This is a genomic window from Thermotoga sp. Cell2 (assembly GCF_000789375.1).
Lineage (GTDB): Bacteria > Thermotogota > Thermotogae > Thermotogales > Thermotogaceae > Thermotoga > Thermotoga petrophila.
The window spans coordinates 317801-333527 of record NZ_CP003409.1 but is presented as its reverse complement, the minus strand read 5'-3'; the positions used below and the strand labels follow the sequence as shown (position 1 = coordinate 333527).

Below are 15727 nucleotides of genomic sequence, written 5' to 3'. Positions count from 1 at the left end.
GGATATTATACAACCCAGGAGGTCTTGAAAATTCCTGTGCGGCTGGTAAAATAGAAACCAGAGGGAGGCCAGCGTAGCTCAACCGGCAGAGCGGCGCATTCGTAATGCGCAGGTTGTGGGTTCGAGTCCCACCGCTGGCTCCATTTCTTTTTAATGGAGGGGTGTGAAGCATTTCCGACGAATTTGAAGAAAGATTTCTGAGCTTTTTGAAGGAAGAAAGGTTGCTTGAAGAAGGAGAACATGTGCTTGTTGCAGTCTCCGGCGGAATAGATTCGATGACCCTCCTGTACGTTCTGAGAAAATTCTCCCCCCTTTTGAAGATCAAGATCACAGCGGCTCACCTCGATCACAGGATAAGAGAGTCTTCCAGAAGAGACAGGGAGTTCGTGGAAAGGATCTGTCGCCAGTGGAACATACCTGTAGAAACGTCAGAGGTGGATGTTCCTTCTCTCTGGAAAGATTCGGGAAAGACATTGGAAGAGATCGCAAGAGAGGTGAGATACGATTTTCTGAAAAGAACGGCAAAGAAAGTCGGAGCCTCGAAAATCGCCCTCGCACATCACAAAAACGACCTTCTGGAAACGGTCGTTCACAGGCTGATAAGAGGAACAGGCCCCCTTGGTCTTGCCTGCATCTCTCCTAAAAGAGAAGAGTTCATCAGACCTTTTCTTGTCTTCAAAAGGAGTGAAATAGAAAAGTACGCCAGAAAGAACAATGTTCCTTACGTTGTTGACGAGACCAACTACAACGTCAAATACACGAGAAATTTCATCAGACACAGAATAGTCCCTCTCATGAAAGAATTGAACCCAACTGTGGAGGATGCCGTCTATAGACTGGTTTCTGTCACCCATTTGCTGAGAAATTTCGTTGAAAGAACTGTGCAGGACTTTGTTGAGAGGAATGTCTATTTCTACAAAGACTACGCCGTGTTCGTTGAGCCGGAAGATCTTTTTCTTTTCCTCGAAGTCACAAGATGGGTGTTGAAAGAGATGTACGGAAGGGTACCAGAGTATGAAAAACTGATCGGAACCTTGAAGTCGAAGAGAGTAGAGCTCTGGAGCGGAATTTTCGTGGAACGATCTTTCGGTTATGTAGCTGTGGGGAAGACAGTTTTCAAGAAAAAATACCGTGTTGAAGTGAAAGGTGACATGTTGGAGATGGAAGGGTTTAAAATAAGAGTGGTGAATAACAGAAACGATATGAAATTTTGGGTCAGAAACAGAAAAGAAGGTGATAGAATAATAGTCAACGGCAGGGAGAGAAAGCTGAAGGATGTTTTCATCGAGAAAAAAGTCCCAACTTTTTACAGAGACAGGGTTCCTCTCCTCGTCGATGAAGAAGATCGGGTTCTCTGGGTTCCGGGGATCGCCCGATCAGACTTTTTGCCAGAAGATGTGGTTGTGGAACTTCTGGAATACCCTGTCGGTTATGTGAAAGGAGGTACATATTTTGAACAGGTCTAACATCTGGAATCTACTGTTCACGATACTCATAATAGTCACACTTTTCTGGCTCGCCAGATTTTTCTACGTCGAAAACTCACCTGTGTCCAAGCTGAGCTACACGAGTTTTGTTCAGATGGTCGAGGACGAAAGAAGCGTGGTCTCAGAAGTTGTGATCAGGGACGACGGAGTACTGAGAGTTTACACCAAAGACGGTAGAGTTTACGAAGTGGACGCTCCGTGGGCCGTGAACGATTCGCAGCTCATAGAAAAACTGGTTTCAAAGGGAATAAAAGTCTCGGGAGAGAGAAGCGGAAGCAGCTCCTTCTGGATAAACGTCCTCGGCACTCTCATACCGACGATACTCTTCATTGTCGTGTGGCTCTTCATCATGAGGAGCCTCTCTGGAAGGAACAATCAGGCGTTCACGTTCACAAAGAGCAGGGCAACAATGTACAAACCCTCTGGGAACAAGAGGGTCACCTTCAAGGACGTTGGAGGCGCTGATGAGGCTATAGAAGAACTCAGAGAGGTAGTTGAATTTCTGAAAGATCCCTCTAAATTCAACAGGATCGGCGCAAGGATGCCCAAGGGGATCCTCCTTGTAGGGCCTCCGGGTACCGGTAAAACGCTCCTTGCGAGGGCAGTTGCGGGCGAAGCGAACGTGCCGTTCTTCCACATCAGCGGTTCTGACTTCGTGGAGCTCTTTGTCGGAGTCGGTGCCGCGAGGGTGAGAGATCTGTTTGCACAGGCGAAGGCTCACGCTCCATGTATCGTCTTCATCGATGAGATCGATGCCGTTGGAAGACACAGGGGAGCGGGACTTGGAGGAGGACACGATGAAAGAGAGCAGACCCTGAACCAGCTTCTCGTGGAGATGGATGGATTCGATTCGAAAGAGGGCATCATAGTCATGGCGGCCACAAACAGGCCCGATATCCTGGACCCTGCACTTTTGAGGCCCGGAAGGTTCGACAAGAAAATCGTGGTCGATCCACCTGACATGCTCGGAAGAAAGAAGATACTCGAGATTCACACGAGAAACAAACCGCTCGCGGAAGACGTGAATCTGGAGATCATAGCGAAGAGAACGCCGGGATTCGTCGGGGCGGATCTGGAAAACCTCGTAAACGAGGCGGCGCTTCTTGCGGCGAGGGAAGGTAGAGACAAAATCACGATGAAGGACTTCGAGGAAGCCATAGACAGGGTGATAGCCGGACCCGCAAGAAAGTCGAAGCTGATCAGCCCGAAGGAAAAGCGCATCATAGCGTACCACGAGGCGGGACACGCCGTGGTATCCACCGTGGTTCCAAACGGGGAACCCGTTCACAGAATTTCCATAATCCCCAGGGGATACAAAGCCCTCGGATACACGCTTCATCTTCCTGAGGAGGATAAGTACCTTGTTTCAAGGAACGAACTTCTCGACAAACTCACAGCTCTACTCGGAGGTAGAGCAGCAGAAGAGGTGGTCTTTGGCGATGTGACGAGCGGAGCAGCAAACGATATAGAAAGGGCCACGGAAATTGCGAGGAATATGGTGTGTCAGCTGGGAATGAGCGAAGAGCTCGGACCCCTCGCCTGGGGGAAGGAAGAGCAGGAAGTCTTTCTTGGAAAAGAGATCACACGGCTCAGAAACTACAGTGAAGAGGTAGCGAGCAAAATCGACGAAGAAGTGAAAAAGATAGTGACGAACTGCTACGAGAGGGCGAAGGAGATAATAAGGAAATACAGGAAGCAACTGGACAACATCGTGGAAATACTGCTGGAGAAAGAAACGATAGAGGGAGACGAGCTGAGGCGGATACTGTCCGAGGAGTTTGAAAAGGTGGTGGAATGATGGATTTTGATTTCCTTGAGGGGAAAAGGCTTACGGAAGACGTGGCTCTCGATGAAACTATGGTGTGGAACGAAGACATCGAGATGCTTGATCTCCATCTCGTCGCGACTTCAGCCCTGATAGGGGTAGTTCACAGAGTGTCGTACGAGCTGTTGAGCAGGTACCTTCCCAACGATTACACGGCTGTTGTGGTGGAGAGCCTGGTAAGACACGTAAAGGCCGTCTCAACGGGAACGAGAGTTGCTGTTGGTGTCAGGGTGGTTGGAGTTGTGGGAAACAGGGTGAAGTTCAGAGGAATCGTGATGAGCGGTGACGAAAAGATACTGGAGGCTGAATTCGTCAGAGCGATAGTTCCCAGGGAAAAGCTCCGGAGGTTAGCCCTTGAGAAGGCCGAGAAGACCTCAAGACTTTTTGGAATATGAGAAGGTGTTGAAATTCAAAGAGAGTGAAAAACAGATCGAAGAAACGGAGACAAAGGGCGACGTTCGAGTCGCCCTTGTTGTTCCTTCCGGCTACGAAGTGGCGGCCTCTGGACTCGCCTTTCACTACGTCCAGAAGCTCCTCAACTCCCATCCGAGGATCAGGTGTGAGAGATTCTTCTACGACGAGACCTTCAAGAAGTTCTACTCCCTTGAAACGCAGACACCGATAGATGAGTTCTCCATATGGCTTTTCTCCGTGAGCTTTGAGAACGACTTTTCAAACCTTCTCGATATTCTGAAGAAAAAAGACGTTCCTCTTTCCTGGAAAGAAAGAGAAGATTATCACCCCATCATAATAGCTGGTGGGGCGGTCACCTATTTGAACGAAGAATTCCTCATTCCGGTGGCGGATGCCGTCTACTACGGTGAGCTGGAAAAGTACCTGGATCTGTTCACGGAAGCCCTCACGGGAGAGACGAAGCAGGAAATTTTGAGTTCTCTTTCCAGGATTCCCGCTGTGGAGGTTCCCTCTCTGAAAGAACACACCGAAATAGCAGCAGGAGTCGATCTGAACGATTTTTTGCCTCACTCCAGCGTTGTTCCATCGCTGGGTGTCTTTCCCGGAAAACTTCTGGTCGAGGTGGGAAGGGGATGTATAAGGCGCTGTGCTTTCTGCATATTTGGAAAGAATCTGAAGCCGGCAAGGTTCGTGAAACCTGAAAGGTTCGAAGAGCTGGTGAGAAACACTCCATACAGAGAATATGGCCTTATAAGCGCCACCATAACCGATTACCCCTGGCTCGAGGATCTTCTCGATACAGTGGAGAAATATCAATTGAAGATCTCGGTTTCTTCCCTGAGACTGGATCGACTCTCGGAAAGGTTGCTCAGGACCCTCAAAGACTCCGGTCAGAGATCCTTTACGATCGCCCCAGAGGCGGGATCGCAGCGAATCAGGGACATCCTTAAAAAGGACATCACCGATGAACAGATAGAAAACGCCTTGAAACTGGCAAGGAGGCTGGATTTCGACAGGGTGAAGATGTACTTCATCTACGGACTCGAAGAAGAAACGGAGGAAGATCCTGAAGCCTTCAAGAAACTCGGAGATCTCGCGGTTCGGCTCGGATACAGGGAGGTCCACATGAGTTTCAACCCGCTCATACCAAAGCCGGGAACGGAGTTCGAAAGAAGAAAAATGGAACCGGTTGATGTTCTGAGAAAAAAAGAGAAAATTCTGAAGAACTTACTCAAGGGCTTCAGAGTGGATTTCGAAAGCATCAGAGAATCTGTAGTTCAGTACACGATCGCACACGCCGGTAAAGAAGAGGTAGAAAGCTGGCTGAAATTCTTCGAAAAATCGGATAAAAAATTACTTGGTAAGTTGATTTACGAAGAGGGGAGGAAAAGACTGTGTTGAAAGAAAAACTTCTGAGCAAAACGGCCCTTCTCGGAGTGATCGGCCTCGGGTACGTGGGACTCCCGCTCGCCGTTGAAAAGGCAAAAGCGGGATACAAAGTGTTAGGGTTCGATATCCAAAAGAAGAGGGTCGACATGGTGAACCGCGGGGAAAACTACATAGGAGACGTGGTCGACGAGGACCTCAAAGATCTCGTGGAAAAAGGTATGATCAGGGCCACCACAGATTTTTCTGAGATGAAGAACTGCGACGTCGTCACGATATGCGTTCCAACACCGCTCGGGAAGTACAAGGAACCCGACCTCACCTACGTCATAAATACTGCAAAGGAGATTGCAAAGTACCTCCACAGAGAAATGCTTGTTGTGCTGGAGAGCACCACCTACCCGGGAACCACCGAGGAGGTCGTCCTGCCCATCCTGGAATCCACCGGGCTGAAAGTCGGGAAGGATTTCTATCTCGCCTTCAGTCCTGAAAGGGTGGATCCCGGAAACAGAATTTACAAGACGAAGAACACACCGAAGGTAGTCGGTGGTGTGACGGAAAAATGCACGGAGCTTGCGAAGATCCTCTATGAAAACGTGCTCGAGGCACCCGTTCACACCGTCTCTTCACCGAGGGCGGCGGAGATGGCGAAGGTGCTCGAGAACACCTTCAGACTGGTCAACATCTCCCTCATAAACGAAGTGGCCATCGTCGCGCGAAGAATGGGAATCAACATCTGGGAAGTGATAGACGCTGCTGCAACAAAGCCCTTTGGATTCATGCCCTTCTATCCCGGACCTGGTGCGGGAGGGCACTGCATCCCGATAGATCCCTTCTACCTCGCTTACAAAGCGAAGGAGTACGACGTGAGGCTCGACCTCGTGGAGATGGCCGGTGAAATAAACGACTTCATGCCCGAGTACGTGGTGATGAGAGTTCAGGACATCCTGAACGAGAGAAAGAAACCTTTGAACGGCTCGAAAGTGCTTCTTCTTGGAGTCGCGTACAAGGGTGATATAGACGACACGAGGGAGTCGCCTGCGCTGAAGGTCTGGGACCACCTCGAAAAGAAGAAAGCGGTAGTTGAATTCTTCGATCCTTACGTTCCGGAAGTGAAGAGAGGAGACAGGATTCACCGACGGGTCGAACTCACTGAAGAGTACCTGAAAGGCGTGGACATCGTGGTGATCACGACCGCCCACAAGAACGGAGTTGATTACGACTTCGTTGTGAAGAACGCGCCCGTGGTCTTCGACACCAAAAACATCACAAAAGACGTGAAAGAAAACAGAGACAAGATCATCCTGCTTTGAACCTTCTGATCGCTTCGTCGATCTCCGGGATCTGTCTAATCAGGAAAACGTAAGAGAGAACGACGAGCGAAACGACGACTATCGCGAGGACCCTCCAGAGGGTCCTCCTTTTCCACGAGAAGGGTCTCATCGTGTATCCAAGAAGCATTCCAGACAGGAAACCTCCAAGATGAGCCGCGTTGTTGATGTTCGTGCCCGGGAGAAATCCGTACACAACGTTGATCAGAATGATGGGAAGAAGCGACATGCCGGTCACAGGTTTCATGAAGAAGGGTGTGTCCTTTCGAAAACCCGCCGCGAAGAGTATTCCGATGAGGCCAAAGATGGCACCACTAGCCCCGACGGAGATTGTGTCGTGGTAGAACACGTGCGTTGCCAGATTACCCACGATTCCGGTGAAGAAATAACCGACCAGGAACTTCTCCGTTCCGTATATATCCTCCACGATCAGGCCAAAGTAGTAAAGCGCGTATGAATTGAACAGTATGTGGAGTATTCCTCCGTGGACGAACAGAGCGGTGATCAACCTGAACCAGTCTCCCGCGTCGACTCTGGGACCGTACTGCGCTCCGTATCTCAACAAAAGCAGCATCTGAAGAACAGGATCCCTGGTCGAGAAAACACCAGAAAAGGTCATCATCACGAATATGAACGCGTTGAAGAGCAGAATGAAATAGACAGCCCGTTTTCTCATCGAAGTTTTACTCCTTTCATCTCTTCTGTGGAGAAGTCGAAGGGGTACTTCACCGGTCTTCCTTCCAGGAAAGACCTGTATATTCCAAGAACTATCTCCACCGCTTTTTTGCCGTCTTCTCCAGAGATGTAAGGCTTCCTGTCGTTCGTCACGGCCTCGTAGAAATCTCTGTACACGTACTTGTGACTGTCTCCGTACACCGTGTCCGGATCCGGTAGATTCATGAACGGATGACCCTCTTCCCCTTCGAATCTCCAGGTGAGGATCCTGTTGACGGCGAGTCCGCCGATGACCACCGTTCCTTTCTCACCGAAGATAGCGAGTGTCTCTTCTAGGTTTCTCGGAAACACGTTGCTCGTTGCTTCTATCAGGCCCGTCTTTCCACCTTTGAACTTCACGATGGCGAAACCTTCGTCTTCCGCCTCTATGTACGGGTGATTCGTGTTCGCTATGTGCCCGTAGATCTCCTCTATCTCTCCTCCGAGGAACCACTGAAGAAGATCTATGGCGTGCGTGGACTGGTTCATCAGGACCCCGCCGTCCATCTCCCAGGTACCTCTCCAGCTCGCCTGTTTGTAGTAATCCTCGTTTCTGTTCCACCTCACGGCGACAGACGCGTAGAAGATCTTTCCAAACGCCCCCGAATCGAGTTTTTTCCTCACTTCCTGAACGGGTGGATTGAATCTGTTCTGGAAGAAAACACCGAGTTTTAGATTCTTTCGTTTCGAGAGTTCTACCATCTCGTTCATGTGCTTCGTCGAAAGTGCCATGGGTTTTTCCACGAGGACGTGTTTTCCAGCTTCGAGCGCCTCCATGGTGATCTGGTAGTGTTTTCCGCTCTCGGTGGCTATGGAGATCACGTCTACGTCTTCTCTTTTGAGGAGCTCTCTGTAGTTCGTCATTGTCTCGGGTCTTCTCAAGCCCGACTTTTCGAACTGTTCGGCGGCGCGATTTGCCCTTTCTTCCACGAGATCACACACCGCCACCGTTTCGAACAAATCACGTGTTTCAATCAGCGCTGGAACGTGTTTCTTCTGTCCGATCCTTCCGCATCCCACGAGTGCTATCCTCAGTTTCATAATGAACCTCCCTTTCGAAGATCAAAAGACCAATCACCACAAGCACAACTCCTCCCACAAGAAGAGCGGAGGGAAGTTTCAGTTTCAGCAGGTGTTCCGCCACGGCCGTTACAACTGGTATGTAGTATATCATGTTCGTTGTCGTTCTGCTTCCCAGTCTCTCTATGGCTTTGTTCCAGAGAAAGTAAGCAAGACCCGAGCAGACGAGTCCCAGATAAAGAAGAGAAATCACAACGATTGAGTTCATCTCGCTTATCTGCCAGAACTTTCCGGCTGAGAAAGGAAGGAAGAACACAACGCCCCAGAACATGATCCCCGCGTTTTCTCTGAAGGAGAGACTCCCGAGACTTTCTATGTGGTGAGTGTAAAAGACCCACGACAGAGCCGCGCCGAAGGCGAGAAGGTCTCCGAGGGGATTCAGTTTCAGAACGAACCTGCCGTTCAAAACGACGAGGGCCACCCCGAGAAAGGACAGGATCACACCCAGGTACATCTTCGAAGTGGTTTTCTTTTTCTGAACGAGATGCGAGAAAAGGAGAAAGAATACAGGAGCTGAAGACACTATGATCGCTGCGTTGGTGGGCTCTGTGAACATGAGGGCGGAATTCTCAAACGCAAAATAGCTGAACACTCCCCAAAAGCCAGCCATCACGATATTTTTATTGAAAAGCTTTGGTCTTCCACCGGATATGAGGAAAAGAAAAAAGAAAGCGAAGATGAACCTCAGAAAACCCGCAAAGAACGGATCCAGAACCTGAACTACCACTTTGGTGGCAAGAAAAGAGATCCCCCAGAACACCACAACGAGCCACGCGAAGAACCTTTCCAAAGTCATCTCTCCCTTCTCAGCACCTCACCGATCTTGGGAACGAAGTCCTTCTTTCTGGACATAACCCCCTTCAACAGAAAGAGACCGTCCTTCTTTTCCGCGTTGAAGGCTTTTTCCACTAACTTTTGATCTCCATCCATCATCAGAAGACTCGCTTCTTCCACAGGATTCGTGAAGAGCACAAAGAAATGTTTGACACCGAATTCTCCCTTGAGGGTCTTCAGTGCGTTCGTGAAACGTTCCTTTTCTTTCAAAAGTGTTGAAAAGTCCGACGTCATTATCTGAGAAACGGCGAAGGATTCTTCTTCCATCTCGTAGACTTTCACGTCGCGCTTCAGCAGTTCAGCGGGATCGACGTCTTCCGGTATCTTCATCCCTTCTTTCAACAGTTTCTTCGCAAATTTTTCCAGATCGAGTTTGGCAACATCAGCCAGGAGATTCGCCATCTTCCTGTCTTTCTCTGTCGTCGTGGAGAGTTTGAAGAAGAGTGTATCGGAAACGATGCCCGAGAGCAGAATTCCGGCTATCTCCCTTTCCATCTTCACACCGTTTTTCAAGAAGAACTCTGCAACTATTGTTGAGGTGCTTCCGACGGGTTCGTTGTAGAAGAAAACGGGATTCAGAGTGCTCAGTCCACCGAGCCTGTGATGGTCTATGATCTCGAGGATTTCCGCTTTCTCGACTCCTTCCGGTGCCTGGGTGATCTCGTTGTGATCCACGAGGATCACTTTTTTCCTCACATCTTTGAGCAGGTCCGTCCTAGTTATAACACCACAAAGCCGCCCTTTCTCGTCTTCTACGAACGCTGCTCTTATCTTCGAGTTGAAGACGATCTCTTTTACTTCTTCGAGTGTGTCCTTCTTCGTCACCGTGGGGAATTTCTTGCTCATCACGAGGGTCACGGGGAGTGAAAGGTTTATGAGCTTTGCGGCGCCGAACGCGTCGAACTTCACTCTCAAAACGGCGGCGTTCTTTTCTTTTGCTATTTCAAGCACCCTGTTTGATACTGGGGCGTTGTTCACGACTATCATGAGTTTTGCTCCTTTTTCCAGAAGAGCGATCTGGGCCGGTTCGTTGTCTCCCACGATCACCACGTCACCTATCTCTATCTTTCCCAGGAGCACATGAAGGGCATCCACCGCTATGTGAACCTTTCCAGCCACGATTTTTTCTTTCATGTGGTCACACACGACCTCTGCTTTCAGTATCCTTACTAGCTGATCGAACGGAACCGGGTGTATAACCAATGGTTCTATCTTCAATCTCCTCACGTAGACTCGAGCAATGTTGCTTTCAGTGACCACTCCTATCATTTTCTCCTTTGAAACCACCGGAACGTTTTTTATTCCTTTGCTTTCCATGAGCATGGCCACGTCGTAAACCGGAGTGTTCGGAGAGACAAAAATGGGGTTTTTCAGCTCGAGATCTTCAACGGTAGGTTCGAGCGTTTCAATGAGAACGGGAGGCTTTACTCCAAAATATTTGAGTACGAAGAGAGACTCGTTCGTGAGTTCACCACTTCGAGCTGGAATGAATGTTTTTCCCTTTTCCACATTGTTTTTGAAGTGCGCGTACCCTATCGCAGAGCAAACGCTGTCGGTGTCCGGATTCTTGTGGCCTATCACGTACACTCTTTCCAATGCTTTCACCTCCGCTACTAAAAAGATTCTATCAGATGATATAATCCTTATCGAGAACGTGACCATGGGAGGAGGAATACGGTGTTGAGAAAAGACATAGGAATAGATCTCGGTACGGCAAACACCCTCGTCTTTCTCAGAGGGAAAGGCATCGTGGTGAATGAACCATCGGTGATAGCGATAGATTCGACCACAGGTGAGATACTGAAGGTCGGTCTCGAAGCGAAAAACATGATAGGAAAAACCCCCGCCACGATCAAGGCCATAAGGCCCATGAGGGATGGTGTCATAGCGGACTACACCGTGGCCCTTGTGATGCTCAGGTATTTCATAAACAAAGCCAAGGGCGGAATGAATCTGTTCAAACCTCGTGTGGTTATAGGAGTTCCCATAGGAATAACGGATGTGGAAAGGAGAGCCATTCTCGACGCAGGTCTCGAGGCGGGTGCCAGTAAGGTCTTTCTCATAGAAGAGCCCATGGCGGCTGCTATAGGTTCAAATCTCAACGTCGAAGAGCCTTCCGGGAACATGGTGGTGGACATCGGTGGAGGAACAACGGAGGTCGCCGTCATCTCCCTTGGAAGCATCGTCACGTGGGAATCGATACGTATCGCGGGAGACGAGATGGATGAAGCCATAGTTCAGTACGTGAGGGAGACCTACCGGGTGGCGATCGGTGAAAGAACGGCCGAACGGGTGAAGATAGAGATAGGAAACGTCTTCCCATCCAAAGAAAACGATGAGCTCGAAACGACGGTTTCCGGGATAGACCTTTCCACCGGCTTGCCCAGAAAGCTCACTCTGAAAGGAGGAGAAGTGCGGGAAGCCCTCAGGAGCGTGGTGGTGGCCATAGTGGAGAGCGTGAGAACCACTCTGGAAAAAACGCCTCCCGAGCTTGTTTCTGACATCATAGAGCGCGGAATCTTTCTCACCGGCGGTGGATCTCTTCTGAGGGGGCTCGACACTCTGCTTCAGAAAGAAACGGGAATCAGCGTCATCAGGGCTGAAGAGCCGCTCACCGCTGTGGCTAAAGGAGCGGGAATGGTTCTGGACAAGGTGAACATTCTGAAGAAGCTTCAGGGTGCCGGGTGATGAAAAGACTGATTCTTTTTCTTCTCTTCCTCACCGTTTTCTTTCTGAACGAGACTTTCAACGTGTCTGAAAAATTACAGCCCCTTTTTTACAGAATAACTTTCCCCTTCCTGAAGCTGAGAGCCACGGTTCAGGAAGTGATTTTGAGGTTTCAAAACAGGATCTATCCAGGTGATGTTTATCTGGGAACCAAGAGCGTGGGAAACCTTTTCTTTGTGACCGGGAAGGGAGAAGGTTTTTTCTACATTCTGGGAGAAGCGGAAGAAGGTGCCATCGTTCTCGATCCGCTGGAGAAGAGGTTCCTTGGGATAGTTGTGGAAAAAGGTCCTATTTCAAAGGTTATGAGAGTGTTTTCTGAAGATTTCGTGGAGAAGGTGAAGGTGGAGAACGACTACGAGTCTGTTGTGGGGGTCGTCAAAGGAGGGCACGTTCCCAGACTCTCTATCATTGAAGACATAGACGTGACGGGCTGGAAGGTGTACTTCGAAAGCGAAAAATGGAACGTGGCCTTCAAAGAGTACCTGTTCATAGGAACCGTGGTGGGACGTGATGAGGAGTACTTTCTGCTGAACGTGACACGGGACGTTCCGGACAGGGTGATCGTCATCGGGGTGGTAGAATGATCTATGTTCTTGCCTTTCTCAGCATCTTCTGGGACTACGTCTTCCAAGACGTTTTGAGTTTCTTTCCCGCCTTTCTGGGCCTTGCCTTCTGCAGGAGAACCATTCCTCTTTTGTTTATTGTGATTTTGATCAGACTCTTCGCAATTCCAGGATACTGGTATATCTTCGTTTTGATCGTATTTTTGATCCTTGACGCCTTGAGGGAGCATTTCTCTTCGACGGTGATGCCCGCTGTTGTTCTCGTGGCTGTCGGCTGTCTTGCTGGTGAGATTCAGGTGCTGCCGGTTCTGCTTTCTACCACCGCTGGCATCGTGTTCATTCTGGGAGGATCGAAGCGGTGAAGAACAGGTTGATTCTGATCCTGATGGCCCTATCGTTTGTCTTGATCATCATGAAAGCTTTCCAGGTGCAGATCCTCGAACACGAGAAACACAAAAAGTACATAGACCTTCTTCAAACAAGGCTCGTGAAAATACCCGCTCCACGGGGAAAGATCATCTCAAGTGATGGAAAAGTGCTCGCAAAAGATGAAGTGGTGTACGTCCTCGATCCGTGGCTGAACAGCATAGATGAGCTGAAAAAAACAGGCCTCTTCACTCCCGAGGAGATTCTTTCACTTGTCAAAGGTGAATCCATAGTCATCGACAAAGCGAGAGCGGATGTGATTTCGAAGGCTGGAATGCGGGTCGTCATGGATTACAGGAGAAAGTACGAGCCGCTCGCACCACACGTGGTTGGTTACGTGAACGCAGACAGGGCGGGAGTGTACGGTGTGGAGAGTGTGTACGACGAATTCCTGACGGGTACAGACGGTGTGAAGATGGTCTTTGTGGAGCCGTCCGGCGCGATATCTTCCGAGGTTCTTAGAAGCCCTCCAAAGCCCGGCGAAGATGTAACACTCACGATCGATACCAGGATACAGAAAGTTGCCGAGGAATCTCTCGAAGAAATCGGAAATCCAGGCTCTGTGATCCTCTCCGATGTCAGAACAGGTGAAATTCTCGCCCTCGCATCGTTCCCAGAATACGATCCCCAGGATTTTTACGAAGGCTTCACGAAAAGAGAGTGGGAAAGGCTCGCCAGAAATTCACCTTCTCCTTTGATCAACAGAGCGATATCGTCCGCGTACAGTCCAGGGTCTTCCATAAAGATACTCTGGGCCGTAGCCGCTTTGCTGAACGGTGTCGATCCGGAAGAGAAGATCAACTGCCGTGGAGTGTTCGAATACAGAAACAGCAAAGGTGAAGTGGTGGCGAGGTACAGGGACTGGAAAGAAGAGGGTCACGGCCTCACCGATCTCAGAAAGGCGATCAGGGTTTCCTGCAACGTCTACTTCTATCAGCTTGGGCTGAAGCTCGGTGTGGACAAAATGGTGGAAATTGCGAAAAAGCTTGGCATCTTCGAAAAGACAGGAATAGACCTTCCAGGCGAGAAGAGCGGTACACTTCCATCACCCGAGTGGAAGATGTCCAGAATAGGAGAACCCTGGTATCCCGGTGACACCATCCTGATGTCCATCGGACAAGGGTACCTTACAGCCACTCCCATAGAGCTTCTGAAACTCGTTTCACTTGTGGCGAACGAAGGAATCTTCTACAGACCACACGTGGTGAAAAGAATCGGCTCAAAGGTGGTGAAACCGGAGATCGAAACGCAAGTTCAGATCGATGAGAAGATATGGAACTTTATCAAGGATGCCATGGTCGATGTGACGTCCTTCAAAGGGAACGAGAAGGAAGACCCCGGAACGGCGTACCACGTGTTCAGAGACTTTCCGTACAGAGTGGCCGGGAAAACAGGTACTGCAGAAGCTGGGAACGGTGTTCCTCACTCGTGGTTCATAGGCTTTGCTCCCGCGGAAAATCCAGAAGTTGCGATTGTGGTGATGGTGGAACACGGAGGATACGGTTCCGGTGCAGCATCCCAGATAGCAAGAAAGGTCCTGGAAGAATACTTCAAACTGAAAGAAAGTGCCCAAGAAACTCCCGCGTCCTCTCGTTTTCGGGATTAGAGAAGATCTTCTCGGGGGGTCCCATCTCGACGATTCTTCCTTCGTCCATGAAAACCACCCTGTCGGAGACGTCACGGGCGAACCTCATCTCGTGTGTCACGATCAGCATGGTCATACCCGATTGAGCCAGGTCTTTTATGACGTCGAGTACCTCTTTCACTAGCTCCGGATCGAGAGCGGAAGTGGGTTCGTCGAAGAGCATGAGCTCCGGATCCATCATGAGAGCCCTCGCTATGGCCACCCTCTGCTGCTGTCCACCGGAGAGGTTTCCGGGCTTTTCGTTTATCTTTTCGATGAGTCCAACCCTTTCCAGGAGCTTTTTCGCTTTTTCTACAGCTTCATCTTTTTGCATGTTCTTCACCTTCATCGGAGCGAGTATGAGGTTGTTCAGAACGGAAAGGTGCGGAAACAGGTTGAACTGCTGAAAGACCATACCTATGGAACTCCTTATCCTGTTTATGTTTCTGTGGGTGATGAGCTCACCTTTGAAGTAGATCTTCCCCCGCTGATACTCCTCGAGCAGGTTTATACAGCGAAGAAGGGTGCTCTTTCCACTTCCGCTTGGACCGATGATAGAAATCACTTCACCCTTTTTCACCTCGAGATCTATTCCCTTGAGCACGTAGAGTTTTCCGAAATACTTGTGAAGACCTTCGACTTTTAAAACGGTCATACTTTCAACCTGCCTTCCACGAACTTCACCAGTCTGGAAACGGAGAAGGTGATGGCGAAGTAGATCAGCGCCACACCGCCGTATATGGGAAAACTCATGAATGTTCTGCTCACAATGTACTGAGCGCTTCTCATGAGTTCGACGGTTCCTATCACCATAGCAAGGGAACTGTCCTTTGCGAGGGCAATGAATTCGTTTCCAAGGGCTGGAAGTATGTGCCGGAAGGCCTGGGGAAGAATCACGTAGATCATCGCCTGTGCGTGTGACATGCCGAGAGATCTCGCCGCTTCGTACTGTCCCTTTGGAACGGATTGTATCCCCGCCCTCACGATCTCGGCGACGTACGCACCGCTGTTTATTCCGAGAGCAATAACGGCGGCTGTGAACCTGTCGAATTCGAGCCCCAGTTCGGGAAGTCCAAAGTACACGAGAAACAGCTGGACCATCAGGGGTGTTCCCCTGAGAAACTCCACGTAGACAGAGGACGGGTACCTTATGATCCGGTACTTCGAGAGCCTTCCCATGCCGACGAAGATCCCTATGGCGAGCCCTATGAGAACGGCCAGAGAAGTAAGCTGAAGGGTGCTCAGGGCACCCTTCAGAAGGAGCGGTAGATTATCCACAATCACGCTCAACCATTCCGGCATCTTTCACTCCTCCA

General features: G+C 49.8%; 15 protein-coding genes and 1 tRNA gene. 10 read left to right on the top strand and 6 right to left on the bottom strand.

Going from position 1 to position 15727, the window contains the following annotated elements; translation table 11 throughout:
- The first annotated feature begins 67 nt into the window (after nt 1-67).
- The 6 genes from CELL2_RS01780 to CELL2_RS01755 all read left to right on the top strand — a co-directional run bounded on the left by CELL2_RS01780 (nt 68) and on the right by CELL2_RS01755 (nt 6425).
- Nucleotides 68-143: transfer RNA gene (locus tag CELL2_RS01780), tRNA-Thr, on the top strand.
- A 78-nt stretch (nt 144-221) separates the two neighbouring features.
- Nucleotides 222-1466, top strand: a complete 1245-nt coding sequence (gene tilS / locus CELL2_RS01775) for a tRNA lysidine(34) synthetase TilS (protein WP_038033727.1) — start codon at nt 222-224, stop codon at nt 1464-1466.
- The gene (gene ftsH / locus CELL2_RS01770; RefSeq protein ID WP_038033732.1) at nt 1453-3285 is read left to right on the top strand and encodes an ATP-dependent zinc metalloprotease FtsH; all 1833 of its coding nucleotides are present in this window, start codon (nt 1453-1455) and stop codon (nt 3283-3285) included. Before tilS ends, ftsH begins: the two co-directional genes overlap by 14 nt.
- Nucleotides 3282-3707: a thioesterase family protein gene (locus CELL2_RS01765; RefSeq protein ID WP_038033733.1), complete on the top strand. Its 426-nt coding sequence runs from the start codon at nt 3282-3284 to the stop codon at nt 3705-3707. Before ftsH ends, CELL2_RS01765 begins: the two co-directional genes overlap by 4 nt.
- A complete protein-coding gene (locus tag CELL2_RS01760) occupies nt 3667-5127 on the top strand; it encodes a radical SAM protein (protein ID WP_038033735.1) in 1461 nt (486 codons plus the stop codon). Before CELL2_RS01765 ends, CELL2_RS01760 begins: the two co-directional genes overlap by 41 nt.
- On the top strand, nt 5121-6425 hold the full coding sequence (locus CELL2_RS01755; RefSeq protein ID WP_038033736.1) for a nucleotide sugar dehydrogenase: 1305 nt from the start codon (nt 5121-5123) through the stop codon (nt 6423-6425). Before CELL2_RS01760 ends, CELL2_RS01755 begins: the two co-directional genes overlap by 7 nt.
- Here the strand turns inward: CELL2_RS01755 and CELL2_RS01750 are convergent.
- The 4 genes from CELL2_RS01750 to CELL2_RS01735 are packed head-to-tail and all read right to left on the bottom strand — an operon-like array spanning nt 6412 to nt 10667.
- Nucleotides 6412-7119, bottom strand: a complete 708-nt coding sequence (locus tag CELL2_RS01750) for a rhomboid family intramembrane serine protease (protein WP_011942998.1) — start codon at nt 7117-7119, stop codon at nt 6412-6414. The genes CELL2_RS01755 and CELL2_RS01750 overlap by 14 nt on opposite strands.
- Nucleotides 7116-8198 (bottom strand): Gfo/Idh/MocA family protein, encoded by a 1083-nt coding sequence (locus CELL2_RS01745; RefSeq protein WP_011942997.1) that lies wholly within the window; start codon nt 8196-8198, stop codon nt 7116-7118. Before CELL2_RS01745 ends, CELL2_RS01750 begins: the two co-directional genes overlap by 4 nt.
- Complete coding sequence (locus CELL2_RS01740) at nt 8128-9033, bottom strand: DMT family transporter (protein WP_011942996.1); 906 nt, start codon at nt 9031-9033, stop codon at nt 8128-8130. The genes CELL2_RS01745 and CELL2_RS01740 overlap by 71 nt, the downstream gene beginning before the upstream one ends.
- Nucleotides 9030-10667, bottom strand: coding sequence for a putative manganese-dependent inorganic diphosphatase (locus tag CELL2_RS01735; protein ID WP_011942995.1), 1638 nt, complete (start codon nt 10665-10667; stop codon nt 9030-9032). The genes CELL2_RS01740 and CELL2_RS01735 overlap by 4 nt, the downstream gene beginning before the upstream one ends.
- Before the next feature lie 81 nt (nt 10668-10748).
- Here CELL2_RS01735 and CELL2_RS01730 point away from each other — a divergent pair, with 81 nt between their 5' ends.
- From CELL2_RS01730 to CELL2_RS01715, 4 genes are read left to right on the top strand one after another with little or no spacing between them, the layout of a single operon-like run.
- Entirely contained in the window at nt 10749-11759 is a 1011-nt protein-coding gene (locus tag CELL2_RS01730; protein ID WP_038033738.1) for a rod shape-determining protein, read from the top strand.
- Entirely contained in the window at nt 11759-12382 is a 624-nt protein-coding gene (locus tag CELL2_RS09350; RefSeq protein ID WP_038033896.1) for a hypothetical protein, read from the top strand. Before CELL2_RS01730 ends, CELL2_RS09350 begins: the two co-directional genes overlap by 1 nt.
- Nucleotides 12379-12723, top strand: a complete 345-nt coding sequence (locus tag CELL2_RS09345) for a hypothetical protein (protein WP_038033740.1) — start codon at nt 12379-12381, stop codon at nt 12721-12723. Before CELL2_RS09350 ends, CELL2_RS09345 begins: the two co-directional genes overlap by 4 nt.
- A complete protein-coding gene (locus tag CELL2_RS01715) occupies nt 12720-14393 on the top strand; it encodes a penicillin-binding transpeptidase domain-containing protein (protein WP_038033741.1) in 1674 nt (557 codons plus the stop codon). Before CELL2_RS09345 ends, CELL2_RS01715 begins: the two co-directional genes overlap by 4 nt.
- Here the strand turns inward: CELL2_RS01715 and CELL2_RS01710 are convergent.
- Together CELL2_RS01710 and CELL2_RS01705 are read right to left on the bottom strand one after the other, a co-directional pair.
- Entirely contained in the window at nt 14338-15066 is a 729-nt protein-coding gene (locus CELL2_RS01710) for an amino acid ABC transporter ATP-binding protein (protein ID WP_029683163.1), read from the bottom strand. The genes CELL2_RS01715 and CELL2_RS01710 overlap by 56 nt on opposite strands.
- Nucleotides 15063-15713, bottom strand: coding sequence for an amino acid ABC transporter permease (locus CELL2_RS01705; RefSeq protein WP_012310487.1), 651 nt, complete (start codon nt 15711-15713; stop codon nt 15063-15065). Before CELL2_RS01705 ends, CELL2_RS01710 begins: the two co-directional genes overlap by 4 nt.
- Nucleotides 15714-15727 lie beyond the last annotated feature (14 nt).